Below are 20,100 nucleotides of genomic sequence, written 5' to 3'. Positions count from 1 at the left end.
CTTAATCGCGGTAGCCGGATTCGGCTCTCATCGTGGCCAGGTCGTGGCGGGCTTCCTGGTCGTTGAACTCAGCCTCGCGCTGCGCCAGCACCAGTTGCCGCTTTTCACCAAAGGTGAGTGCGGCGACGTTAGGCACGCAGACCTTGCCAGAGCCGGCGCAACGACCACAGGGGACGTTGTACCCGCCGGTCATATACGTCTGCTGGAATTCCTCGCCCGCGTCCTGCCACTCGCTGGAGGTGAATCCGTTCGAGAACGCTGGATTCTCTACGGTACCGTCCCCCGCGCAGTCACCGCAGATGATCCATTTGGTTTTGTGCATGTTGCATCTCCCTTAGAACGCTATTTGGGCGGCTTGTATTAGCCGCTGCCAGTATCCGGTGTGCGCGACTGTCCGCGAGCTCTATTCACCCCTTCCGAGGGCGTTCAATCGCCTACAAGAGCAGCGCCATGAGTCAGTAATGTACGCTTATAGAAAAGTACATTCAAGCGCTAAATGTACTTGTCTAGAAGCGTACATATAGATAAGCTAAGCTCTCTTTCGATAGGAGCTACAGCAATGCACGAGCAGACCAAAACCAGCAATCCAGACACCTACGGCCGCTGGGAAGAGGAGGTTGTCGAGCTGATCTCGATCGCCCTGGAAATCTCGTATTCAGACGCGTCGGGTGTGGTTGAGGCCCAGCCCTTCTATATGGCCCAGGCATGGGCTCAGGAGCGCACCCCGGCAGAAGTCGCCGGCAAGGTCTTGGCCGCCAGCGGCGTCGCCCTGGAGCCGGTCCAAGCCACCCCGGTTACTCACTGATCATCGCAACGCGGACAAGGAATCCATGGCCATGGGCATGCAAGCCACTCTCGCTCTCTTCGACGTCACCCCGTTGGCGCAGGCTATTGAGCTGCCGCCGGTAGCGGCTAAGCCGCTCACGATGCTGGAGAAGGTCGCCGTTGCGGTGAGCGCGATCAAGGCTCAGGTCCTGGCCGGGCGCCATCTCTCGGTAGCCTGGAGTGGCGGCAAGGACTCCAGCGTCACGCTGTCGATCGCACTGATGGCGATGCGCGAGCTGATCGCCGAGGGAGTGCGTGTTCCCACTCTTCACGTGTGCCATTCCGATACACGAATGGAGAACCCCGTGGTCACCGCCTACAACCAGCAGATGATCAAGCGCATGCGCGCCTATGCGAAGGTGAGCGGCATCCCCATGCGTGTCTGGGTGGCCTCTCCTGGCCTGAGCATGGACTACCTCGTATCGGTGATCGGTGGCCGGACGATCATGAGCGTGGGCAACAACACGAAGTGCCAGCAGATGACCAAGGCTTACCCGTTGAACCAGCTCAAGCGCCAGCTACGCAAGCGGATCGCTGCTGAGTCAGGACAAAGTCCGAAGGCCGTCCAGATCGTCTCGCTGATCGGCACGCGCTTCGACGAATCCACCGCCCGCGGCCGGGCGATGGCTGAGCGAGGCGAAAGCGCCGTGGACGCCGTCGATGTCATGGAAGACGGTCAATTGGTCCTGAGCCCGATCGCCGACTTCACCCAGTTCGACGTATTCGAGTTCATCGGCAACGTCCGGTCCGAGAAGATCGAGACCTACGACGACTTCACCCAGCTGGTCGAGCTCTACCGCGACATGAATGGCGGGGACTGCATGGTCAACGCCTACGTCGCCGGCAAGGACCAGAACAAGGCACCGTGCAACGCGCGCACCGGCTGCTGGACGTGCGCCCGGGTCTCGCGCGACACCAGCGCCGAGTCGTTGATCGCCACCGAGGGCGGCCGGTACGACTGGATGAAGCCACTCAATGCGCTGCGCGCCTTCATGATCCGCATGCACTTCAACCCCGCCGGCCGCGCCTGGCTGGCGCGCGATGTCGGCAGTGACGGCTGGATCTCGATTACGCCCAATGCCTACAGCCCCGACTACACGCGTCAGCTCCTGGGCATCATGCTCAGCATCCAGGCGGATGAAGAGGCCGAGGCGCGCCGCTTGAAGATCGAGCCGCGCTTTCAGCTGCTTTCTCTCAAGCAGGTGATGGCCATCGAGCTGAACTGGGGCCGCTACGGCTACCAGCCGGCCTGGACGGCGATGAGGATCTACCGCTCCGTCTATGAGCGAGGCGAGCGCTTCACCATCCCGCCGCTGGACTCCCTCCCGGAGTGTACCGAGGCGGACGTGGCCTTCCGCGGTCGCGTGCCCTTTGCTGATGGCCAGTACAACGGCCTCTACAGCGGGCTGCGCGATGTCAGTGCGGGGGCGGCCGACTGCGAGACCCTGACCCTCACCCGTGATGGCGTGTATGTCACCGAGGTCCAGGTGGGCAATGAGTACGACATCGACGACGAGGGGCTCGAGCTTTTCATGGCGTTCGAGTTCGATCGGGTGCTCGATAGCGAGCGCTTGAACACCACGCCGAGCGCGGCGATCCATTACCTGCTGGGCTTGGGTACCGTGCAGCTGTACAAAGGCTCCCACAGCGACTGGGACCGCATGCTCCGGGTAAGCAACCAGCTGACGCGCCATGAGCTGCAACCAGTACTCCACGATCCTCATGCGATCCTTGAGCGCCTGGGTGCCAAGCTCGAAGCGGTCCGTGCTCGCGAAGCTGCCGTGGCAAAGGGTAAAGAGCGCCAGGCCTCGCTGTTCGACAGCGAGCGCTGATCGAACGCACCCGCACCCGCGCCATCGCTGTGCGGAGCGTGATCGCCCACGGCCGCTTTGGATACGCTTTGGATGATCATTGGGGGCGGTTTGGGTGATCATTGGCTGGAGGCGTGCCGATCAATCATCCAGTCGTGTGGATCTACCTGTTCGCCCGGGGCGCCGCGGCTGGCTGGGCGTGTGCGGTTGGCCCGCGTTTGATCACCGAGAGGACCGGATGAGCTGGCGAGTGATCCCAACCGTAGTGCTGGAAAAGCCAACCATGGGCAAGCCCTGCAATAGCTGCGGCCTGTGCTGCATCGCGGAGGTCTGCGACCTTGGCAAAGAGCTCGGCGATGAGGTGCGCTGCCGCGCGCTTCTCGCTCACGCGGATGGGACGTTCACCTGCGGCCTGGTTGCTGACCCCTACAGCGTGTTGCCGGATGACCGGCTCGCGCCTTGGCGCGCGCTTGATAACTTGGCCGGTGAGTCGCACGGAGAAGTGGCCTTGAAAGCGCATTTCGCCGGACTCCTCGGGGCTGGGCGGGGCTGCGATAGCGAAGACGACGTGGCCACCGAGTTCCTGGAAGAACAGAAGCAAAATTGCCAGCTCAGTCTAGAGCTGGCAGGGGGTTAGTAGGCCAGCACCGACGGTCTACCGACTGGCCGCAGATCGAATAGGATTAGCAATATACCGCTGGTATCTAGACTGGTATACTTTACCTATCAAAGGATACCCGAGGTGTACCGACATGGCCGTTACTCGTCCACTCTTTAAGCGCCAAGCCCTAGCTGAAGGCCTGATTCGCGAGCTCGCTGGCGAAGCATTCGTCGATCACAGTTCCGGCTTGTTCCTGGCCGGTCCGCGCCGTACCGGGAAGAGTACCTTTCTGAAGGTCGATCTGATCCCTGCATGTCAGGCGCGCGGGTGGCAGACGGTCTACGTCGATCTGTGGGCGAACAAGCGTGTTGATCCGGCTGAACTACTGTCTGGCGCTATCGGCGCTGCGCTCGCGGAATACGAGTCCGCCTTCGCCAAGGCCGCGAAGAAGGTGGGCGTCGAAAAGCTAAGCCTGCTGCGCACGCTCAGTTGGGACTTCACCAAGCCGCAGCTGCCGGCGGGAACGACCCTGACCATGGCGCTGGACGTCCTGCACTCCGTCTCTGGAAAGATGATCGTGCTGATCATCGACGAAGCCCAGCACGCCTTGAATAGTGCAGCTGGAGAAGAAGCCATGTTCGCGCTGAAGGCTGCGCGTGATCACCTCAACAGCGGAGTAGGGCCTGATGGCATCCGTATGGTGTTCACCGGCTCCAGTCGCGACAAACTTGCAAACCTGGTGCTCAAGAACAAACAGCCCTTCTACGGCGCGCGCATCACTGAGTTTCCACGCCTGGGCCGGGATTACGTGGAGTTCGTTACCAACCTGTGGAACAGCAACCTCTCCGCAGCGAACCAATTCGCCGTCGAGGACGTTGAATATGCGTTCGAGCGGGTTGGCCGTCGGCCTGAGATGCTCACCGCATTGATGTCTGACCTTCGTGTCATCCTCGGCGAGGCCGGGAACCTCGGTGAGCTGTTGCGGGCCGGGGCACTTGCGCGCGAGCAGGGCGCCTGGAGCGAGTACGAAAGCGCCTGCAATGACCTGTCGCCGCTCCAGCGTGCGGTGCTCGATCAGATCGCCGAGCGCGCGGTGAGCAAGCAACCTTTCGCGCCGTTTGCCTCGCACACCTTGGAGGCATTGAATCGACGGTTGGAGCTGGCGCAGCACCCTGCTAATGCAAGTAAGCCCAACGTGCAAAAGGCGCTGGAAACTCTGCGCGAGCGAGAGCTGATCTGGAAGGCCAACCAAGGCGAATACGCCCTGGAAGACGGCGCAATGGCCGAGTGGCTGGTCAACCATGGACGGTAGCCGGCGATAGCCTCTTGCCGGTAGCGGTCGCAGGCACGCCGCCGGCTGGAGGTAGCACCCATCTTCCGCGCGCTAGTGGGTTTGATGCGCGAGAGCCGCGGGTAGGCAGTAACTGCATCGAGTTCGGCTGAAAAGGAAAGCCCATCTGGATAGCCTCGTTTCAAACACACCACCAGAGGCTGTATGCACATGAGGCTGATTCTCGCCTTCCCCCTATTGTTCACAAGCGCCGGCGCGACTGCGGTACCGTCGTTGCCTCCATTCGATCAACCCGTGATGACCGTGGCCGATGAATGCCTTCAACTTATTCGTAATGATGCGGAGCGGGACGCCAGGACCGGGGGCTTTCAAATCGTACGCATGGTCGCCGCAAAGGGCCGAGAGGTGGCCATGGGGGTCTATTACTGCAGTGCTCAATTCGAGCGTTGGGGTGGCGGGGCCGGCTTGAGCCTCGGGCCCAGGTATGAGCTATATCGCCTGGTTGAAGGGAATTAAACGATCCGTGCTACGGGCTCCCTGAGTCAGCACTCCGCCTGCAATCGGCCAGGCGGAATGGAGCTGAGCGCTAAACGCCATCACTTCGCAGCAACGATGTAGCTGCCATCAGGTCGCCGTAGCATCGTCTTGCTGCCGTCGTGATCGACGAGCCATGTTTCCGGCTGCGGTATGGCGCCGCCCCCGACCAGCACGGTGACCGTCTTGGTTTCCGGTCCCACTACCACGCACGTGCGATTTCCCTCATCCGGCCCTGGGCCGAAGAGCGTGAGCGTGAGCTCGCCAGCTGGAGGGCATGCACTGGTTCCGTAAATTGGGACAGCCTTCCCATCAATCTGAACCTGGTAGCCCGCGCGGATGGCGAGAGTGGTCGGTTTCCCGTCACCCGCTACCTTGGCCGCCAGCTCCCTCGCGCCGTCGCATCCGGTGAGGAGGGCTAAAACCGCGACCGTGAAAAATGTACCTTTCATGCGCTTCCTGTGACGCAGAATGGTAGGTGTAGCGAACAGTCCTGCAGAAACGGGACGTTGGCGATCGAATCTTGCTGCCGTCGTGATCGACGAAGCAATATCTCTAGAATTACCCTGGATCCGCCGCGTCGGCAGGGCGGCTTTTCCTTGATGGCGTGAAAACTACCATTAGCAGCATAAACGGCACCGTCACCCCCAGGCCTGCCATAGCCATTATCCAAAATGGATACTGCTCCATCGCTGGCAGTGCCGTTTGCCAAATATGATCGGCTGTCGCTTGCCCGAGGTGGGCGGCAAAGAAAACGAAGACTATCCAGAAGGGTAACAGGATCGCCGCCACTAAGATCCGATATGAGCTTTTCATATTTTTGCCGTTGGATAGACTGTAACCAAGTGTGAGTTATTAAGTATCGCTATAACGAAGCGATACTGGATTATCCCCACATGGGTAGATATTAGGAAGCCCTCAACCTAACGGTGACCGTCGGCCATGGGCTGTAGCGCTCGCTACTGCACGGTGGCCAAGTCCCGGATTACTCTGGACCTCAACAACGCGTCGGCAAACTGTTGGCCTATTGGCTCCGGCTCGCCGCCAATGGCGACCAAGAATATCTTGTCGAGCTCGTTTTTCTGCACTGTCCGCGAGAGGAGGTCCTCTCGAATGATCACAGCCTGCACGTTGCAGACTAGCGCCCGATCGCCAATAGGCTTGGCATCGTACGATTTGACCGTGGCAGTCAGCCGGACAGCCGGGTCTGCGTGGGTCTGCAGCACAGCGATTACCTTCGGGCCGGCGCACAGCACGTCCCGCACAAGAGGGTCAACCAGCTGGGGGGTTACGGTGGGAAGAGCGTGCGTGGTCCCAATCCAGCCGGCGCACAGCGCCACGGCGAAAGCCTTTTTCATACCATCCTTCCTTGATCAGTCGCTCATCAGGCCTATCTGCGGATGATCTGCAGATATGCGCTCGAACGCGGCCTGGGTGACCGCGTAGACGTTATAGGGCTTGCTGTCGGCCTCGGCGTGATGCTGGGTGATGCCGCGCCCGGTGAGCGTTATCCCCCGGGTGCGCAGCACGTATTTCCCGAGCACTGAGCTGTAGCTGTACTCGATGCTGGTCGGTGCCCCGCCGGCTGCGAGCGCCATCACAGACCCAACCACACACGTTTGGTGTCGGCCCAGTCATAGAGCTGGCCAAGCATGCCGTTCAGGTCAGCGATCGGAGTCATCTCCTCGTCGCCGTCGTAGCTGTCCGGCTTAAGCGCTTCCATGCCCTCAACAATGTCGAGAAGGTCCTCGTCGAAGGCCGGGGAGTTGTAATCCAGCCACGCCGCCGGTACCCGACTACGAATCAAGTCGCCGATCCGATTGGCGACTGCGGCTGCATGTTCGTTGGAGGTATTGCCCGGGTCTTCGCGCAGGATGCCCTTAATATCGATGTTGCGGTCCCAGATGGGTTTTCCAGCAGCGCGTCGGGCCGAGGCGACGCGGTGATTTTCGACTATCGACTCGATGGTGCGATGCATGACTGTAGCCTCGTAAGCGGCAAGCTTGAGTCCAAATTGTACGCCTGTAGGGGCGTACACACAAGCCGTCATTGCCTGTTCTTCTCTTGTCCATTCTAGTCCCGGGATGTGAAGGGGACCCCCGCGGCTGTCAGGCATGGGCGTCTCTCATTCACTCTCCCGCCGCCAGTAGCAGCGCCTCGAATTTGTCTCCGCACCTGGCCAAGGCTGGGAGATCACGCTTCTACTCGGCCAGCGCCGCGCAGCTGCGGACGAAGTGGTGCGCGTCGTTGAGTAGCGAGCGGCGGGCGGAGTCATCGCAAAGGCGCCAGTGATCGTTGGCAATCCGGCACTTACCGAGGTGATCCAGATGGGCCAGGTCTGCCTCGCCGATCTGATCCTTTTTGCTCAGCTCGGCAACATCTGCGTCGCGTTTAGCGTAGAGAATTTCGAGCTCTTTAGGGCTGCGTCCTTTGTTTTTGCTCACGTGGTTCCTCCTTGGGAACGGGTAAGGGATTGGATCGTCAGGGCTTTGAAATGACGCGAGTTCCAGCGGGAGCTGGCGTACTCCGGGACACGGGCAGCAGTCCGCCGACAGCTCAGAAGTACCCGCGGCGCATTGCTGAGCGGGCCGCGCGGCCCAACCGAACCGCGCGCGCCGCTGATTTGTTGTAGCCACCCGCACGCGACTGCCCTTTGCTTCGCGCACCGGCTGCCGGCGTGCCGATCGACTGTCGGTGTTCCGCCGGCATCGAAACCTGGTTGATCAGGTCAGTGAGGGCGGAGCAAGCTGCTTGATGGCTGTCCAGGTCCCGCTGCGTGGCTCGTGGGCACTTCGCCGCCTCGATCAACGCACAGTCTCGTGACGCGCGGCCAACCCAAAGCAGGCGCTCCCCGGCATCGACACAGGCATCCAGGTCCACCACCAACTGGCGGGCGCGGGAGGTCAGATCGCGGAAATCTTGGACTTTCATAGCAGGTCCTATTCGGCCACTTGGCCAATAGCTGATGGTGGAGAAGACGCGTCGCGCGCCTTCGTTGCCCAGGGCGGCCCGTGCCGCCTGCCTTAGGCGCTAGGTCTCGAACTCGAACAGGCTTTCGCCTTCGTCATCGATGACATGAGCACGGATGTGCGTGCAGACGTCGAACGCCTTCACAGGACTGGTCGGGCCCTCAAGGCGCAGGAGCACGTTCTCTTTGTTGCAGGCCGGGCAGGTCACCTTGGCGGTGAGGTAAGGCCCCAGCATGTCGATGGCGCTGGAGGGGGTGACGGTATGGATAGTCATGACGGTGAGCCTTCTGTGAGTGGGGGCGGACTTAGGCGCAGCAGTCCAAACGGACTTCATCCAGAGTCATGCCTGCGGGATTGAACAGGTCCGGCTGACCGTCGGCGCGGCGCAGCGCACCGTCGAGGCGCGGCAGGCTCTTGGAAAACCGGGTGGCGCTGGTGCCGTCCACCGAGTTGACGCCGGCCGCTGCGCACAGGGCGATGCGCTTGGCGCTGTTCACTCGCCCGACATGCAGGTGGCAGTGGCGACGCCGCGCAAGCTGACCCCAAGAGTTCACAGTTGCCAGCTTCCACTCGGTATCGCCGCCCACGAAGATGCCGACCGCCGGGGACAGGTACTCGCGGACATCGTCCAGCTCCATGCCGTTCTGTACGGCCAAGAGAAGCTTCGTAGGGATACCCTTCAGGCGCTCCAGCCAGCGCAGCGACAGCTCCAGCGATTCGAGGCCGCCGGCGACAATATCCGGCAGCACGATCCAGTCAGCGTTCTCGCCGAGACGGTCCACCGCACGGCCGAATGCCTTCTCATCGAACTGCCGCCCCTGCTGGAAGGCCGTCCAGGCGCCGTTATCGAGCGCGTAGCGCATCCCTTCCGTTCGCAGCGCCCCAGTCGCAGAAACCAGCAGACGCCAGTTGGCTTGACGCAAGGCCTCCAGGTTCCGGCGTGTCCCCGTGCGGCTGGCGTAGGAGATCATCGGGCGCGGCATGATGGACACGCGCTCCTCGAGCTCCGTGTCCAGATCGCCCTCGCCGTCAACACCGTAGTAGGCAGCGTATGCCATCACGCCCTGGGAATACCCAATCGCCTGACCCGTCGTGTACTTGGCCATCCAGCGGGGAAGGGCAGATGAAGCGATCGTCCGGGCCCACGCTGCGACTGGAAAGCCGTGAGCATCTGCGACGTCGACCGCATCGCGCACCTGCTCAAGGGTCAACCCGGCGCTTTTGATCAGGGCATCGGCATCGCCTACGGCTCCGTGAAACTCACCCAGGGCAACAGTTACGGCAACCGGCCAGGACCAGGCCAGGCCGACCACGCCTTCGCTAACGACAACCAGCGTCGCGCCTTTTGCAACTGCTGCATCACCTTGCGCGGCACTGTAAGCGGCGGCTGTCGACGGGAAGAGCTTCATGGTGGGTACTCGCATCTGTGTGAGCCGACAGGTTACCAAAAAAGGTAACCTATGCAAGTTTTATTTACGGCGCTAGCGGTGGAGGCGGGTGTAGGCTAGAACCGCCCTATAAAGGGACTCTAAGAGCTTTCCGTGGGTTGTTGACATTCTGATAAACAGAATTCTACCATTTGGGCTCTTTCACCACTCGGAATACGAAACATGAGTGAGGCCACGGAAAGCCGCACCGTTATGCTGAGCCAGTACCCGACGCCCGCTTGGGCGGCTCAGGCGATCGTGAGAACCCACTTCGCGCATTTGAATGCCGAGAGCTTCGTCGTCGAACCGACCTGTGGCCCTGGCCGGTTCCTGCAGGCGCTGCCAGAGCACGTACCGGTGGTCGGCGTTGAGGTCGATCCCGTCCTGGCGGCGCAGGCTCGGGAGCTGACTGGACGTACAGTGATCAACGCGGATTTCTTCAGCGTGGAGATCGAGCAGCCGGTCTCGCTCTTCCTGGGTAATCCGCCTTTCGAGACCAAGTTCATCGAGCGCCTGCTGGATCGCGCGCACGGTTTGCTGATCGATGAGGGCCAAGCTGCCTTCGTGCTGCCCTGCTTCTTCCTGCAAACGGCTGAGCGAGTCTGCAGGTACAACGAGCGCTGGGCGATCCAGCAGGAGATGTTGCCGCGCAACCTCTATCCGGGCCTCAAGCACCCGCTCGCATTCGTCAGGTTCACGAAGGATCAGCAACGGCTGATGGTTGGTTTTGGCCTGTACCACGAGTTGGCCTACTTGCAGCGCATGCCCCGGGATGTACAGCAGGCGATGGCCGAGGGGCCGGCTACCTGGCGCGCGGTGGTTGGCCAGGCGCTGGCGCTCTTCGACGGCGAGGCGACTCTCGCGCAAATCTACGATTTCGTGGCTGAGCGTCGGCCTACGGCAAACCCTCACTGGCGCCAGCAGGTGCGCAAGGTCTGTCAGCAGACCGCCTGCCGTACCGGAAGAGGGCGTTATGCCCTAGCGGTGCAGGCTGATCTGTTCGCTGCCTGAGGGCGTCGCTGTTCCCGGCGCGCGGTTGAGCTGGTGGCGACAGCACGCCAAATCGTCGAACCCGACAGCTTCATCAACCGGCCAATACACCCACGTGCGGGCCTGCGATGCCCGCGTATTACGTAAGCAAGGAAGGAACATATGCCGATCCGTCACGCCATCGTCCATCTGATCGACAAGAAGCCCGACGGCCAGCCCGCGACCCTGCACGCGCGAGACGCCGAACTGGCCGACTCCCAGGCCATCGAGAATCTGCTGGCCGATCTCAACGACAGTTACAACGCCAAACCCAACAAGGCCTGGGGCCTGTTCCACGAGCAGTCTGGCGCCTACCCCTTCAGCGGCTGGCTCCGTGCCTACCTGGAAGGCGAACAGGACTTCGTCGCCTTTAGTCGCCAGGCATTGGAGCACCTCAAGGGGCTGATGGAGAGCAGCAACCTTTCCACCGGCGGCCATGTGCTGTTCGCTCAGTACCAGCAGGGCATGACCGATTACCTGAGCATTGCCCTGCTGCACCATAGCGAGGGTGTGACGGTCACCGAGGGTCTCGAAGTGGCCCCGGCCAAGCACTTGGACCTGGGCCAGCTGCACCTGGCGGCACGGATCAACCTCTCGGAGTGGCGCAACAACAAGCAGTCGCGCCAGTACATCTCGTTTATCCGCGGCAAGGGCGGCAAGAAGGTCTCGGACTACTTCCGCGACTTCATCGGTTGCCAGGAAGGCGTCGACGCCAAGGGCGAGACCCGCACCCTGCTCAAGGCCTTCAGCGACTATGTGGAAAGCGAAGACCTGCCTGAGGAAGCCGCCAAGGAAAAGACCGCCACCCTAGTGGACTACGCCAGCAGCCAGGCCAAGCGCGGCGAGCCTATTGCATTGGATGCCCTATCCGAACTGATGGACGACGAGGCACCGCGCGCCTTCTACGACTACATCCGCCACAAGGACTACGGCCTGGCACCCGAGATACCGGCGGACAAGCGCACCCTCAACCAATTTCGCCGCTTCACCGGCCGCGCCGAGGGGCTGTCGATCAGTTTCGAGGCGCACCTGCTGGGCTCGCGCATCAACTTCGATGAAGAGCGCGGCGTGCTGGTGATCAACGAGCTGCCGGCCCAGCTGCGGGAGCAGCTGCGCGGCCACTCATAACGGCGGCAGGGAGATACCGACATGGTCTTCCTTTTCATCCCCCTGATCGTGCTGAGCCTCGTTGCCTACTGCGTGATGCATGGGCTCACCTTCAGCCAGTTCGTCGACCGGCTATGGGACGGTACCTGGGCAGCGCAGCCAATCATCATCAGCGTACTGATTGCGTTGTGGCTCCTTACCGCCAGTCTGCGCCTTCGATCTGACGACCCATCGCGTAAGGACGACGCTTAACAACCGCGCGAAGACGACGACCGACTGTGAAGGCTATTTTTCGAACCTCAGTAGGTACGGGCACTGGTGAGGGACGTTTTACTACTCGAGAGTGATAGCTTGCGCGGTTGAATGTACGTCCCTAGGGGCGTACAATAGACGGACCGCACAGGCAGTGCTTCCATCAGTAGGAGAGCGTTATGGGAAGTCTTCAAGACCGCTACAACATCTATGCCGAACAGGCGCGCCAGCTGGGCTGGCCCGTCAAAAGCTTCGAGGAATGGTTGCGCTCGTAAGCCTCGTTCGCCCCGGCCCGCGTTAGGCGGGCTGAGGCAAAGAAAGGGATAATGCAGGGGTGGTTGAACCTATGGCTATTCGCCGGTGTGCGATGTCACCGTTGAACGCTGAATTCTCGCTATGCGGCGACGCATACGACGGATTCGATTCCGGGGATCTTCCGGAGCCCTTCGTCTTCGCTGAAGAGGACCAGTCGATTAACTGTCCCAACTGCTGCGAGGCCATCCGCGCGATCAAGGCAATTCGCAACCCACTACGACCTCGTAAACCTGGGCTGCATGATTGAAGTTATCTCGTCACAGCCGCGCCTTCCAATAATGGGTCGAGCAAGATGACCATCGAAGATCAAACGCCGAAGCGTCCTCCGCTGCCCCAGCTGGTGGTAGACCAGCTCGTCAGCCTGATGGAGGTTGCTGGCGAGCAGCAGCTCTGGCGTCGGAACCTGGTCAATGCCCTCGAGTAGATAGCCGCTTCGGACGATCTCGAGCTGTTACGTGCACTGCAAGGTGCTGATCAGTTTGAAGCCAAGTTCATTGAGTACGTTGGCCGCTACCCAAGAACGGAGATCGATTTCGGGCCGGCGGGGGCTGGCCTGTACAGCGCTGCGCTGCGACTGCTCGCCTGGGATCGGGCGAAGCGTAGCGAGGTGCTGCTTGGGTTCGCTGCGAAGCTGGAGGCCGCTGACGAATGAGCATGCTCAAAGACGCTACTCCAGGTGCGTCCGCAAAGGCGGTGGCCAATCCATTCGAGCACAACCTCCGCTTGAAACGTCCGTGCTCCAACTGTCCTTTTCTGAAGCAGGGTGCTCTGGTACTTGCGCCAGGTCGCCTGGAAGGAATCATCAGCGGGCTGCTGGAAGACGATCAGGCCCCTTTTCCGTGCCACAAGACGGTCCACTCATCCCGTGGAGGAGCGTGGGACGATGACGGCCGCTACACCCCTCTGGGCACGAGGCGATGTGTGCGGGCGCGGCCGCGTACCTGGTGAAGCACAAGCGGCCGACCGTCAGTATGCGGGTGGCATTTGCCATGGGCGTGGCCGCACCGACCGAATGGGACGAAGCCCAGGCGCTAACCATTGCCTGAGGCTGTCTCGCCCCAGGATGCCTCATCTTATGCAGTCAGCGGTCGTCTGGGTATCACGGCAGGTGCGACGTTTGCGACGTGGTGGCACCAGATTCGGTGGGCAGCAGCGATGCGCCGTCGCAGACGCTCAGCGGGGCGTGTAAAAGACGCTCAGACTCTTGGCGCGAGCGCTTTCGGCCTGCAAGACGCTAAGACGGCGGGAGAACTGACTCTTGTTGACGCCGTGTTTCGTCCACGCCTCCGTCCAGGTCACGCCATTTACGAGGTGATCCCGTAACGCGGCGATCACCTCGGCGCCGCGAATAGAGGTGCCGGCTAAGAGCAGGTCAAACTGGGCGGAGGGGACTTGGCCTGGTACCAAGTCGTGATCGGCTGACATCGGGCTCACTGTCCGTTCAAGCAGCGATACCAGGCCGGTGACCGCTGTAGACGGTCAGTGGGCGGCCGATAGCTGGCGTGTTGACTCATCCCCGTGGGTTTGGAGCACCTACCAGTCGTAGACCGGCAGCCCTTCCACTGGGTCAGCGTCGCATTCTAGGCGAACCCAGCAGCTGTTATCGAGCCTGCCCTCGAGTTGCAACCGCTTGCGCCAATCGCGAATGTCCAAGAGGCACTGTGGCACCGGGTCGCATTCCGTTCCGTGGGGTTCGTCCAGGTACAGGAAAAAGCCGCAGCCCACGTAATCCGCACAAGCGCACCACTGGCCCGATCCATCGGAAAGACGCCTGCTCACCTCCTCGGTGATGTGGGCGGTGCTGATCACGGGGATCGTGTGAATTTCCAAGGTCTGGGTCATCTACTACTCCTGATGCATTAGGTCAGGTTACCAAAAAAGGTAACCTAGGTCCTAATGATCCGGCTCGCGAAGCGCCAAGTCAAGTCTTGTTTGTACGCGCCATGAGGCGTACATTCTGTGTGGTGACTCGAGCCGTTTGAGTCGAGGCCAGCTGGGCATGAGTCGATCGAATGTCATTGCTGAGATGGTTGGTCAGTAGGCTGCTCTGCCTATAGAAAACGGCAGTATCATCTCGCGCCTCTGATCATCGTTATGTCGGCGCGGGTGGAGCGTATAGGTGGGGTAGGGGATGCGGAAAACGATCGAGTGCCCTTGGGGGTAGATGCGGGATGACTCCGATAGGGCCTGCGCGCGTCGGACAGGTGCGGTGTGCTAGCCACCGCCGGTGAAACCGCAGGCAAGCATCTACCCCCAAGAGCGCTAACCCACCAGATAGCAGATTGACCCAGTCCCGGCGTATGGAGGGTGACCTTCAACCACGATATCGCTCCTGGCGGTCAGTGATCGGGGATTTGGACGCCGCGCGGAATCCGCAATATGGTTTCCCAGCAAAACAGGTCGTCGCACCTCGAATGCGGCCGACAACGCAAAGTGCATTTTGGAGATTGAACATGCGGATGAAACTGGCCGTTTTTGAGGCCCTCTCCACGCTTCTGCGAGGGGACCCAGAGAGCCCGGCCAATCGAGCAGCCAGGCGAGTTTTAGTGGACGGTATCTCTCAGGCTGACGCTATGCGAGAGACGGGCGCGACCCGGTCCTCGGTCTCGGACGCGGTACGCCGCTTCGAGAAGACTGATACGCTCGTTCGCGACGCCTACGGCCTGAAGTCTCGCACCAAGCCCTAATCGAAAGAGGTGTCCGCCACGCTACGTGCCAGCCTTTTGCCTTGGGCCCTTATAGGCCGGTACTGAATGTTGTAGGCGGAGCAGCCGAATCTTGCTGTAGTGCCACCCGAACCGCAGTGCGAGGGCACGATCGCTGACCGTCCCCAGGGCCTCGAGTAGGCCATGCGGTATCGGATCCTCAGACTTGGCCGCCGGTATCTTGCGCGATCTGCGAGCCTGAAACACGACATCGGCAGGTATGCCAAACCGGGCAGCGAGCGCCGAGTCGCTGCACGTGCCTAGGAGCGGGATTGCGTCGATGGGCAGTCGGTTGACGCGAGGTGCGCGCTGCCTCGGTGCCTTGATCTTCAGTGACTTCCGCTTGATGTAAACGGCCTGGCGACTAATGCCCAGTGACTGGGCGATCAGCAGGTCTGGCTCTTTCCCAAGCCGTGCAACGGATTGTGGCGTCCACTTGAACAATGACTGGTATCGCACCCCGCTGGCACGCCATTCGTAGATCGGTATCTCCAGCTCGTTCCGCTTGCGCGCGACGGTCATGTTGGAAATACCGAACCGCTCAGCCAGGGCGTGGTCGGTGTCCTTCCCCAAGAGGGAAAGCATCTCTTCAGTCCAGACGATCATCCCGCGCGAATGTCCTCAGTTGGCGCTACCAGTCGGTATCGTAACAGGTGCGGGCTGGAGCCCGATTTGTGCCAACCTGCTGAGCCCTTCGGGCTATGATCTGTGCCCAGCAACAGGAGCACGCAAGATGCTAGTCATCCATCGAGATAAGGGCCACGCATTCAATCTTGAGCGCCAGGTCGGAACGGTCAACGGCTATGCCATTTGGGAGTACCACCGCAGCCAAAGCTCAACTATGTGGGTGCCGGACTACACTCCGTACCGGCACATGGCAGTGAAGCCAGGAGAGCCTACCCAAGGGCAGCGGGTCACGGTCGCGATCTGCAAGCTAGGGGCTCCGGAGTCCGAGTGGAAGGGCTTCATGAGCGGTTGGGCTGGTTACGACGGCTGACCGGCCTCATAGCACCCTTAGTTTCCACCAGAGGTAGATGCATGTCTTCGAGAAACATCGATCGCTTCAACGAGATCACCGGCCTGATCTTCGGCCAACTCTACGAGGCCTTCCCCATCCCGATCGGCCTTCGACCCAGGCTTGTTGGGATTGAGGAGCGCGAGGGCGCAGTGGAAGGCGCAGCGGCGGCTGAGGCGCTAGGCCTGGAAATGCAGTCGGACGACGAGATTCTGTTTAAGCACAGTGTCACCTGGCTGATACAGGCAGAGTACCTGGTGTCAGGCGATCACCAGTACGGTAGTACCTACTTCGAAAGCGCCCGGCTTACAGCGAAGGGCCTAGAGGTCCTAAACGCTATTCCCACCGCGTTGACCAAGCGCGAGCCCCTGGGCGAACAGCTGGTGGCCGCATCAAAAAGTGGGGGCAAGGAGCTGGTCCGGTCTATCACGACGGAAGCCTTGGGCTTTGGTGCTCGACTGGGCATGAAAGCGTTCGGCATGGACGTCTGAGGACGCACCACTACCCGCCTGCTTCCGGAAACAGATGGTGCGATCGTTCCCTTCTGATGCTATCGCGTTCTCCACTCTAGCCGATCAACACGCATCGCAAGCTTGCTCGCGTAGTCCGCGCCAGTGCAGTAGCCCAGCTTCCGTGGCGCCCGCGCCATGACTAAATTGATCCCTTAGGCTCACCTCATGGACGACATCCAGTTCGCTCGCAGCGTGTCTGAAAAGATCGGCACGCTGTATCAAAACGCCAAGACTTTCAGCGGTCAGGCGCCTGCGCTTTGCCTCACTTACCTCAGGGGATTGGCCTACGCGGTCTGCGAGAGCCTGGATCGGGGAGCTGGTCCCGATGTCTTCTTGGCTGACCGTATCAGGAGCTTGGAAAGTACGGGAATCCTGGGTGCCGCTGCCATCCGTCATCTGCGCTTGCTCCTCCGGCACGGCAACGTCGTAGCCCACCCGGAATCCTTCAGCCATGAGGATCACGACTTCGCTGCCATGGCGGTCAGCGGGTTGGACGCGGCGCGCGAGTTGCTCGAGAGGATCGTCCTGATTCGTGGCGATTCGGTGCCGGCCTACTCGATAACGCCGGCGGAGGATTCAAGCCTGCGTGACCTCTGCTACCGGGCGATGGTTGTCGGTGAGCTTGAAGCGATGCATCAGGTGGCTCTGTACTTCAAGGCCCAGGCAGACCAGCTCTCCTCCTGGGAAGGTGGTGCTTTCACCAACGACGGGTACAGCCTGGATGCAGGAGAGCAGATAGAACAGGCCATGTTCTGGTTCAAAAAGGGGGCGGAGCTGAGTGACCCGGACTGCATGTTTCAGTACGGCGCCTATTACTTTTACACGCGGGGTGTAGCGGACGATCAGCTGGCGCAGGCTCGATCCTATCTATGGCGTGCAGCAGACGCACGTCACCCAGAAGCGATGGCGTTGATCGCGGATTGCTGCCTTGCGGGACAAAAAGGGTTTGACCAAGACGTGGGCTACGCGCGCGAGCTGTATGAGCAGGCCGCTGAGCACAATCATCCCCGGGCGCTCGCCCAGCTCGGCGCAATTTACGCCGAGGGAGTGGGGTGTGAGGTCGATCTAGAGCGCGCTGCCAAGTACTCGATCCGCTCAGCGCAAGCTGGCTTTCCGCAAGGCCAGTTCAATCTCTACCTGCACTACTCGCGGGGAGTGGGTGTAGAGATGGATTTGGCTAAAGCGCACGCATGGGTGGAAGAGGCTGCGGCGCAGGATTACCCCGCGGCAATCTACGAATTGGCTCAATTGATTCGGCGCGGAAGTGTTTCCGGCAGATACCTTTCGGAGGTGCCGAGCCTATACCACCGGCTGGCCAGCTCCGTCCAATACCGTGCCCATGGCGCGCTTGGCCTAGCGGAGGTGACCCTCGAACTGGACGATACGGCGGACGGTTGGATGAATGCCGCGCGCTTCGCACAGCACTGCTACGAGCAGCTGGTGAAGGAAGGTGATCCTGATGAGCTTATGGAGCGCTGTCTTGCGGTTGCGAAGGTGGCTATCGGAAAGGTTCGACGTCATATCGAGGCCAATGGGCCCGATCTTCAAAAGCGGCTGAACGACGTTCTACTGTGCACCCTGTTCGATAGAAGTGGGCGGCCGGTAGAAAACTATTTCGAACGAATGGGCGAGTTCAGCGAGCTGTTGCACGGCATTGGCCCTGGCGCTCCTCGAGATCCAGAGCAAGTTACGCAGGCATTGTTACGGGCGGCATGTATGTCGACGCCGGCGAAACGTCAGAGACCGGTTGTTGACCGGCAGCGATCACCTGCACTGTCGGCCTTCCCGAACGTCGGCCGAAACGATCCGTGTCCCTGTGGATCAGGCCTCAAGTTCAAGAAGTGCCATGGGGCCTGATAGAAAACCAGGCCCTGCGAGAGGCACCTGCGGTGAGGTCGGCACTGGACGGATCTCAGCGCCGCAATAGGTCCGCCTGCAGCGGCGCAAGCAGCGCCGTTTCCGCCACAAGGTCTGCCACCCGCCCGTTTAAATCGTGCACCGCCTGGAGTACAGCGCGGGCGCTAGGATCGTCGCATTGCAGATCAGCCAGCTGGTTCGCGTTTTCTTGGAGCTGCCGATGCAGGCCAAGGAGCGCTTCACGGGCTTGGCTTGTGGCGTGGTCATGCATGATCAATACTCGACTGTTGTTCGCGGGCGTATGGCAGCGAGCTACTATCGTCGAGTCGATTTGCTATCGCAATAATGGAATGCTTGCGTCACCGGTAACCAGACGACCGGCTCCCGTCCATGAGAGCTGCAGGGTACGGTTGCAGACTCTGTTGAAGCTAATCGCGGTGCTGTAGACCAACTGCAGACCGGCAGTTGCGGCGCTCCAGGCTCCCGGCCTTGTATGGCCAGCAGGCCCGATCCTTCATACTCGGCGTCTCGGATACCACTGTTACCTTCATTGGCTGAGGTGGCGCCGGTTCGAGCGCCTGGCCGCGAGGTGCTTCGGTGAAGCGCACCACGTTAGCAGCGCCGCGCGGCGTCCAGTTCTGGTCCGTGAACACCGTTTGCTTGCTGGTGGGCGTTGCCGGCTGATGGATGTTCTGAGGTGAATTAGCCTCGATCGCCGGCAGTATCTCCGTGGCGGCAGGCACAGCGCGGCGTACCGTTCCGCGGGCGGTATCGACACTCGCCACGTCAGAGGGATGGGGCGCGTCGAGGCGAGGAGCAGGGCCTTCGGCATTCAGGGACGCCACGGGGCCGGGCATTGCCCGGCCGCCGAGTTCGAGGGCGGCGAGTGTCGCCAGGCTTCCGATCGCCAGGCAGACGGCAAGGGCGATCGGCCGCGCCCTGCGTGGCTTCTGCACGAGCCATTCCGGCGCGTCATCTGGCTCGGCACTTATGGCCATGTTCAAATTCCTTTTCTTCGTGTCCAGAGAGATCCGGCAACGGACGTGCCGGTGACCGATCTATAAGTACCAGGGTAAACGTGACCACCGCCGAGAGCTGGCTCTTCTCGATGTGCGGCCATCAGCAAACGATAAGGCGCTGAGCGTTTGCAAGACCAACACCAAGCGATTGCCGCTGCCGCTAGGTCAGGGGTTGCCCTGCAGTGTGCAGCCAACGTCTAGGGCGCTCCTACCGGCGGCGGCTTTCTTAACGTTGGGTCGCTTATACGCGGGAATATTGCGCGACAACCGTAGCCGCCTGACTCTGCTGCAGGGCACCCCGTGCTTCAGGCCAATCGCTCGATCGCTATCGGTGCCAAGCTCAGCCAGTAGTGCCTCATTAAGTGGCTCTTCGATCTTCAGCTTCGGGATGTTGCGCCGCTTTCGTTCGCGGTATACCAAGTCGTCGGGGATGCCAAACCGGTGGGCCAATTCGGAATCCCGCAGCTCACCCAGTAACGGTATGGCTTCCGGGGGCAAGGTGTGTACCCTTGGTGCACGTTTGGCAGGCGCCCGCCCCTGGTTCAGGCGCATTTTATAAACTGCGCGCCGGTTGATCCCTAGCCTCTTTGCGACGGTGGCGTCGGGCTCCTCTCCGATGAGGGCGATACTGTCCGGACTCCACCGAAACAGCGTTTCGCCATTGAATCCCCCCTGTTTAAAATCGTAGGGAGCAATTTTCAACGCTTGCCGCTTGCGCGCCACTGTCATGCGCGACATGGCCCAGCGGTCGCCGAAGGCGGTATCGCTCTCGGTGCCTAGCTGGGCAAGCATCTCGTCGGTCCAAGTCTTCATCACAACTCACGGCAGCTG

25 protein-coding genes and 2 pseudogenes are annotated in these 20,100 nt (G+C 61.0%); 12 read left to right on the top strand and 15 right to left on the bottom strand.

Annotated elements, in window-relative coordinates; translation table 11 throughout:
- Position 1 precedes the first annotated feature (1 nt).
- Positions 2 to 322 carry a hypothetical protein gene (locus tag OXS31_RS15980; RefSeq protein WP_267400340.1) on the bottom strand — a complete coding sequence of 107 codons (321 nt, stop codon included), beginning with the start codon at positions 320 to 322 and terminating at the stop codon, positions 2 to 4.
- A 237-nt stretch (positions 323 to 559) separates the two neighbouring features.
- Between OXS31_RS15980 and OXS31_RS15975 the strand changes: the two genes are divergently transcribed.
- The 4 genes from OXS31_RS15975 (at position 560) to OXS31_RS15960 (ending at position 4,549) form a co-directional block, all read left to right on the top strand.
- On the top strand, positions 560 to 805 hold the full coding sequence (locus tag OXS31_RS15975; protein WP_267400339.1) for a hypothetical protein: 246 nt from the start codon (positions 560 to 562) through the stop codon (positions 803 to 805).
- Between the two features lie 31 nt (positions 806 to 836).
- A complete protein-coding gene (locus tag OXS31_RS15970; RefSeq protein WP_267400338.1) occupies positions 837 to 2,657 on the top strand; it encodes a phosphoadenosine phosphosulfate reductase family protein in 1,821 nt (606 codons plus the stop codon).
- A gap of 262 nt (positions 2,658 to 2,919) precedes the next feature.
- Positions 2,920 to 3,273, top strand: coding sequence for a hypothetical protein (locus OXS31_RS15965; protein WP_267400337.1), 354 nt, complete (start codon positions 2,920 to 2,922; stop codon positions 3,271 to 3,273).
- Between the two features lie 115 nt (positions 3,274 to 3,388).
- On the top strand, positions 3,389 to 4,549 hold the full coding sequence (locus tag OXS31_RS15960) for a hypothetical protein (protein WP_267400336.1): 1,161 nt from the start codon (positions 3,389 to 3,391) through the stop codon (positions 4,547 to 4,549).
- 575 nt (positions 4,550 to 5,124) lie between these two features.
- Here OXS31_RS15960 and OXS31_RS15955 read toward each other — a convergent pair.
- The 8 genes from OXS31_RS15955 to OXS31_RS15920 all read right to left on the bottom strand — a co-directional run bounded on the left by OXS31_RS15955 (position 5,125) and on the right by OXS31_RS15920 (position 9,440).
- Positions 5,125 to 5,514, bottom strand: a complete 390-nt coding sequence (locus OXS31_RS15955; RefSeq protein ID WP_267400334.1) for a hypothetical protein — start codon at positions 5,512 to 5,514, stop codon at positions 5,125 to 5,127.
- 507 nt (positions 5,515 to 6,021) lie between these two features.
- Positions 6,022 to 6,420: a hypothetical protein gene (locus OXS31_RS15950; RefSeq protein ID WP_267400332.1), complete on the bottom strand. Its 399-nt coding sequence runs from the start codon at positions 6,418 to 6,420 to the stop codon at positions 6,022 to 6,024.
- A gap of 15 nt (positions 6,421 to 6,435) precedes the next feature.
- Positions 6,436 to 6,660 (bottom strand): hypothetical protein, encoded by a 225-nt coding sequence (locus tag OXS31_RS15945; protein WP_267400330.1) that lies wholly within the window; start codon positions 6,658 to 6,660, stop codon positions 6,436 to 6,438.
- Positions 6,660 to 7,040: a hypothetical protein gene (locus OXS31_RS15940; RefSeq protein ID WP_267400328.1), complete on the bottom strand. Its 381-nt coding sequence runs from the start codon at positions 7,038 to 7,040 to the stop codon at positions 6,660 to 6,662. Before OXS31_RS15940 ends, OXS31_RS15945 begins: the two co-directional genes overlap by 1 nt.
- A 223-nt stretch (positions 7,041 to 7,263) precedes the next feature.
- A complete protein-coding gene (locus tag OXS31_RS15935; protein ID WP_267400326.1) occupies positions 7,264 to 7,506 on the bottom strand; it encodes a hypothetical protein in 243 nt (80 codons plus the stop codon).
- 112 nt (positions 7,507 to 7,618) lie between these two features.
- A complete protein-coding gene (locus tag OXS31_RS15930; protein WP_267400324.1) occupies positions 7,619 to 7,993 on the bottom strand; it encodes a hypothetical protein in 375 nt (124 codons plus the stop codon).
- A 99-nt stretch (positions 7,994 to 8,092) separates the two neighbouring features.
- On the bottom strand, positions 8,093 to 8,305 hold the full coding sequence (locus OXS31_RS15925; RefSeq protein ID WP_267400322.1) for a hypothetical protein: 213 nt from the start codon (positions 8,303 to 8,305) through the stop codon (positions 8,093 to 8,095).
- A 31-nt stretch (positions 8,306 to 8,336) separates the two neighbouring features.
- Positions 8,337 to 9,440, bottom strand: a complete 1,104-nt coding sequence (locus OXS31_RS15920; protein WP_267400319.1) for a hypothetical protein — start codon at positions 9,438 to 9,440, stop codon at positions 8,337 to 8,339.
- Between the two features lie 201 nt (positions 9,441 to 9,641).
- On the opposite strand from OXS31_RS15920, the gene OXS31_RS15915 reads away from it, so the two are divergent.
- The 4 genes from OXS31_RS15915 to OXS31_RS15900 all read left to right on the top strand — a co-directional run bounded on the left by OXS31_RS15915 (position 9,642) and on the right by OXS31_RS15900 (position 12,585).
- Positions 9,642 to 10,469 (top strand): class I SAM-dependent methyltransferase, encoded by an 828-nt coding sequence (locus OXS31_RS15915; RefSeq protein WP_267400317.1) that lies wholly within the window; start codon positions 9,642 to 9,644, stop codon positions 10,467 to 10,469.
- Between the two features lie 141 nt (positions 10,470 to 10,610).
- Complete coding sequence (gene yejK / locus OXS31_RS15910; RefSeq protein ID WP_267400314.1) at positions 10,611 to 11,615, top strand: nucleoid-associated protein YejK; 1,005 nt, start codon at positions 10,611 to 10,613, stop codon at positions 11,613 to 11,615.
- A gap of 21 nt (positions 11,616 to 11,636) precedes the next feature.
- On the top strand, positions 11,637 to 11,846 hold the full coding sequence (locus tag OXS31_RS15905) for a hypothetical protein (RefSeq protein ID WP_267400312.1): 210 nt from the start codon (positions 11,637 to 11,639) through the stop codon (positions 11,844 to 11,846).
- Between the two features lie 607 nt (positions 11,847 to 12,453).
- A complete protein-coding gene (locus OXS31_RS15900; RefSeq protein ID WP_267400310.1) occupies positions 12,454 to 12,585 on the top strand; it encodes a hypothetical protein in 132 nt (43 codons plus the stop codon).
- A gap of 749 nt (positions 12,586 to 13,334) precedes the next feature.
- On the opposite strand, the gene OXS31_RS15895 is transcribed toward OXS31_RS15900, so the two are convergent.
- The 3 genes from OXS31_RS15895 to OXS31_RS15885 form a co-directional block, all read right to left on the bottom strand.
- Positions 13,335 to 13,586: a PapB/FocB family fimbrial expression transcriptional regulator gene (locus OXS31_RS15895; protein ID WP_267400308.1), complete on the bottom strand. Its 252-nt coding sequence runs from the start codon at positions 13,584 to 13,586 to the stop codon at positions 13,335 to 13,337.
- A gap of 108 nt (positions 13,587 to 13,694) precedes the next feature.
- Complete coding sequence (locus OXS31_RS15890) at positions 13,695 to 14,003, bottom strand: hypothetical protein (protein WP_145156281.1); 309 nt, start codon at positions 14,001 to 14,003, stop codon at positions 13,695 to 13,697.
- An 866-nt stretch (positions 14,004 to 14,869) separates the two neighbouring features.
- Positions 14,870 to 15,472 carry a hypothetical protein gene (locus tag OXS31_RS15885; protein ID WP_267400301.1) on the bottom strand — a complete coding sequence of 201 codons (603 nt, stop codon included), beginning with the start codon at positions 15,470 to 15,472 and terminating at the stop codon, positions 14,870 to 14,872.
- Between the two features lie 127 nt (positions 15,473 to 15,599).
- Between OXS31_RS15885 and OXS31_RS15880 the strand changes: the two genes are divergently transcribed.
- The 4 genes and pseudogenes from OXS31_RS15880 to OXS31_RS15865 all read left to right on the top strand — a co-directional run.
- Positions 15,600 to 15,863 (top strand): hypothetical protein, encoded by a 264-nt coding sequence (locus OXS31_RS15880; RefSeq protein WP_267400300.1) that lies wholly within the window; start codon positions 15,600 to 15,602, stop codon positions 15,861 to 15,863.
- Between the two features lie 41 nt (positions 15,864 to 15,904).
- Positions 15,905 to 16,372 (top strand): hypothetical protein, encoded by a 468-nt coding sequence (locus OXS31_RS15875; RefSeq protein WP_267400299.1) that lies wholly within the window; start codon positions 15,905 to 15,907, stop codon positions 16,370 to 16,372.
- A gap of 186 nt (positions 16,373 to 16,558) precedes the next feature.
- Positions 16,559 to 17,491 (top strand): annotated as a pseudogene (locus OXS31_RS23465) (DUF4145 domain-containing protein); the annotation flags it as partial.
- A 678-nt stretch (positions 17,492 to 18,169) separates the two neighbouring features.
- Positions 18,170 to 18,250: pseudogene (locus OXS31_RS15865) on the top strand (SEC-C metal-binding domain-containing protein); the annotation flags it as partial.
- Between the two features lie 55 nt (positions 18,251 to 18,305).
- Here the strand turns inward: OXS31_RS15865 and OXS31_RS15860 are convergent.
- The 3 genes from OXS31_RS15860 to OXS31_RS15850 all read right to left on the bottom strand — a co-directional run bounded on the left by OXS31_RS15860 (position 18,306) and on the right by OXS31_RS15850 (position 20,082).
- Entirely contained in the window at positions 18,306 to 18,521 is a 216-nt protein-coding gene (locus tag OXS31_RS15860) for a hypothetical protein (protein WP_267400298.1), read from the bottom strand.
- A gap of 157 nt (positions 18,522 to 18,678) precedes the next feature.
- The gene (locus OXS31_RS15855; RefSeq protein ID WP_267400297.1) at positions 18,679 to 19,248 is read right to left on the bottom strand and encodes a hypothetical protein; all 570 of its coding nucleotides are present in this window, start codon (positions 19,246 to 19,248) and stop codon (positions 18,679 to 18,681) included.
- A 186-nt stretch (positions 19,249 to 19,434) separates the two neighbouring features.
- Complete coding sequence (locus tag OXS31_RS15850) at positions 19,435 to 20,082, bottom strand: hypothetical protein (protein ID WP_267400296.1); 648 nt, start codon at positions 20,080 to 20,082, stop codon at positions 19,435 to 19,437.
- Positions 20,083 to 20,100 lie beyond the last annotated feature (18 nt).

Origin of the sequence: Pseudomonas sp. GM_Psu_1 (assembly GCF_026544185.1) — a bacterium.
Lineage (GTDB): Bacteria > Pseudomonadota > Gammaproteobacteria > Pseudomonadales > Pseudomonadaceae > Chryseomonas > Chryseomonas oryzihabitans.
This window is presented reverse-complemented; position numbering and strand designations above follow the sequence as displayed.

Coding starts and splice junctions, on each gene's coding strand:
- OXS31_RS15980 (WP_267400340.1), bottom strand. CDS start 322: ATGCACAAAACCAAATGGATCATCTGCGGTGACTGCGCGGGGGACGGT.
- OXS31_RS15975 (WP_267400339.1), top strand. CDS start 560: ATGCACGAGCAGACCAAAACCAGCAATCCAGACACCTACGGCCGCTGG.
- OXS31_RS15970 (WP_267400338.1), top strand. CDS start 837: ATGGGCATGCAAGCCACTCTCGCTCTCTTCGACGTCACCCCGTTGGCG.
- OXS31_RS15965 (WP_267400337.1), top strand. CDS start 2,920: ATGGGCAAGCCCTGCAATAGCTGCGGCCTGTGCTGCATCGCGGAGGTC.
- OXS31_RS15960 (WP_267400336.1), top strand. CDS start 3,389: ATGGCCGTTACTCGTCCACTCTTTAAGCGCCAAGCCCTAGCTGAAGGC.
- OXS31_RS15955 (WP_267400334.1), bottom strand. CDS start 5,514: ATGAAAGGTACATTTTTCACGGTCGCGGTTTTAGCCCTCCTCACCGGA.
- OXS31_RS15950 (WP_267400332.1), bottom strand. CDS start 6,420: ATGAAAAAGGCTTTCGCCGTGGCGCTGTGCGCCGGCTGGATTGGGACC.
- OXS31_RS15945 (WP_267400330.1), bottom strand. CDS start 6,660: ATGGCGCTCGCAGCCGGCGGGGCACCGACCAGCATCGAGTACAGCTAC.
- OXS31_RS15940 (WP_267400328.1), bottom strand. CDS start 7,040: ATGCATCGCACCATCGAGTCGATAGTCGAAAATCACCGCGTCGCCTCG.
- OXS31_RS15930 (WP_267400324.1), bottom strand. CDS start 7,993: ATGAAAGTCCAAGATTTCCGCGATCTGACCTCCCGCGCCCGCCAGTTG.
- OXS31_RS15925 (WP_267400322.1), bottom strand. CDS start 8,305: ATGACTATCCATACCGTCACCCCCTCCAGCGCCATCGACATGCTGGGG.
- OXS31_RS15920 (WP_267400319.1), bottom strand. CDS start 9,440: ATGAAGCTCTTCCCGTCGACAGCCGCCGCTTACAGTGCCGCGCAAGGT.
- OXS31_RS15915 (WP_267400317.1), top strand. CDS start 9,642: ATGAGTGAGGCCACGGAAAGCCGCACCGTTATGCTGAGCCAGTACCCG.
- yejK (WP_267400314.1), top strand. CDS start 10,611: ATGCCGATCCGTCACGCCATCGTCCATCTGATCGACAAGAAGCCCGAC.
- OXS31_RS15905 (WP_267400312.1), top strand. CDS start 11,637: ATGGTCTTCCTTTTCATCCCCCTGATCGTGCTGAGCCTCGTTGCCTAC.
- OXS31_RS15900 (WP_267400310.1), top strand. CDS start 12,454: ATGACCATCGAAGATCAAACGCCGAAGCGTCCTCCGCTGCCCCAGCTG.
- OXS31_RS15895 (WP_267400308.1), bottom strand. CDS start 13,586: ATGTCAGCCGATCACGACTTGGTACCAGGCCAAGTCCCCTCCGCCCAG.
- OXS31_RS15890 (WP_145156281.1), bottom strand. CDS start 14,003: ATGACCCAGACCTTGGAAATTCACACGATCCCCGTGATCAGCACCGCC.
- OXS31_RS15885 (WP_267400301.1), bottom strand. CDS start 15,472: ATGATCGTCTGGACTGAAGAGATGCTTTCCCTCTTGGGGAAGGACACC.
- OXS31_RS15880 (WP_267400300.1), top strand. CDS start 15,600: ATGCTAGTCATCCATCGAGATAAGGGCCACGCATTCAATCTTGAGCGC.
- OXS31_RS15875 (WP_267400299.1), top strand. CDS start 15,905: ATGTCTTCGAGAAACATCGATCGCTTCAACGAGATCACCGGCCTGATC.
- OXS31_RS15860 (WP_267400298.1), bottom strand. CDS start 18,521: ATGCATGACCACGCCACAAGCCAAGCCCGTGAAGCGCTCCTTGGCCTG.
- OXS31_RS15855 (WP_267400297.1), bottom strand. CDS start 19,248: ATGGCCATAAGTGCCGAGCCAGATGACGCGCCGGAATGGCTCGTGCAG.
- OXS31_RS15850 (WP_267400296.1), bottom strand. CDS start 20,082: ATGAAGACTTGGACCGACGAGATGCTTGCCCAGCTAGGCACCGAGAGC.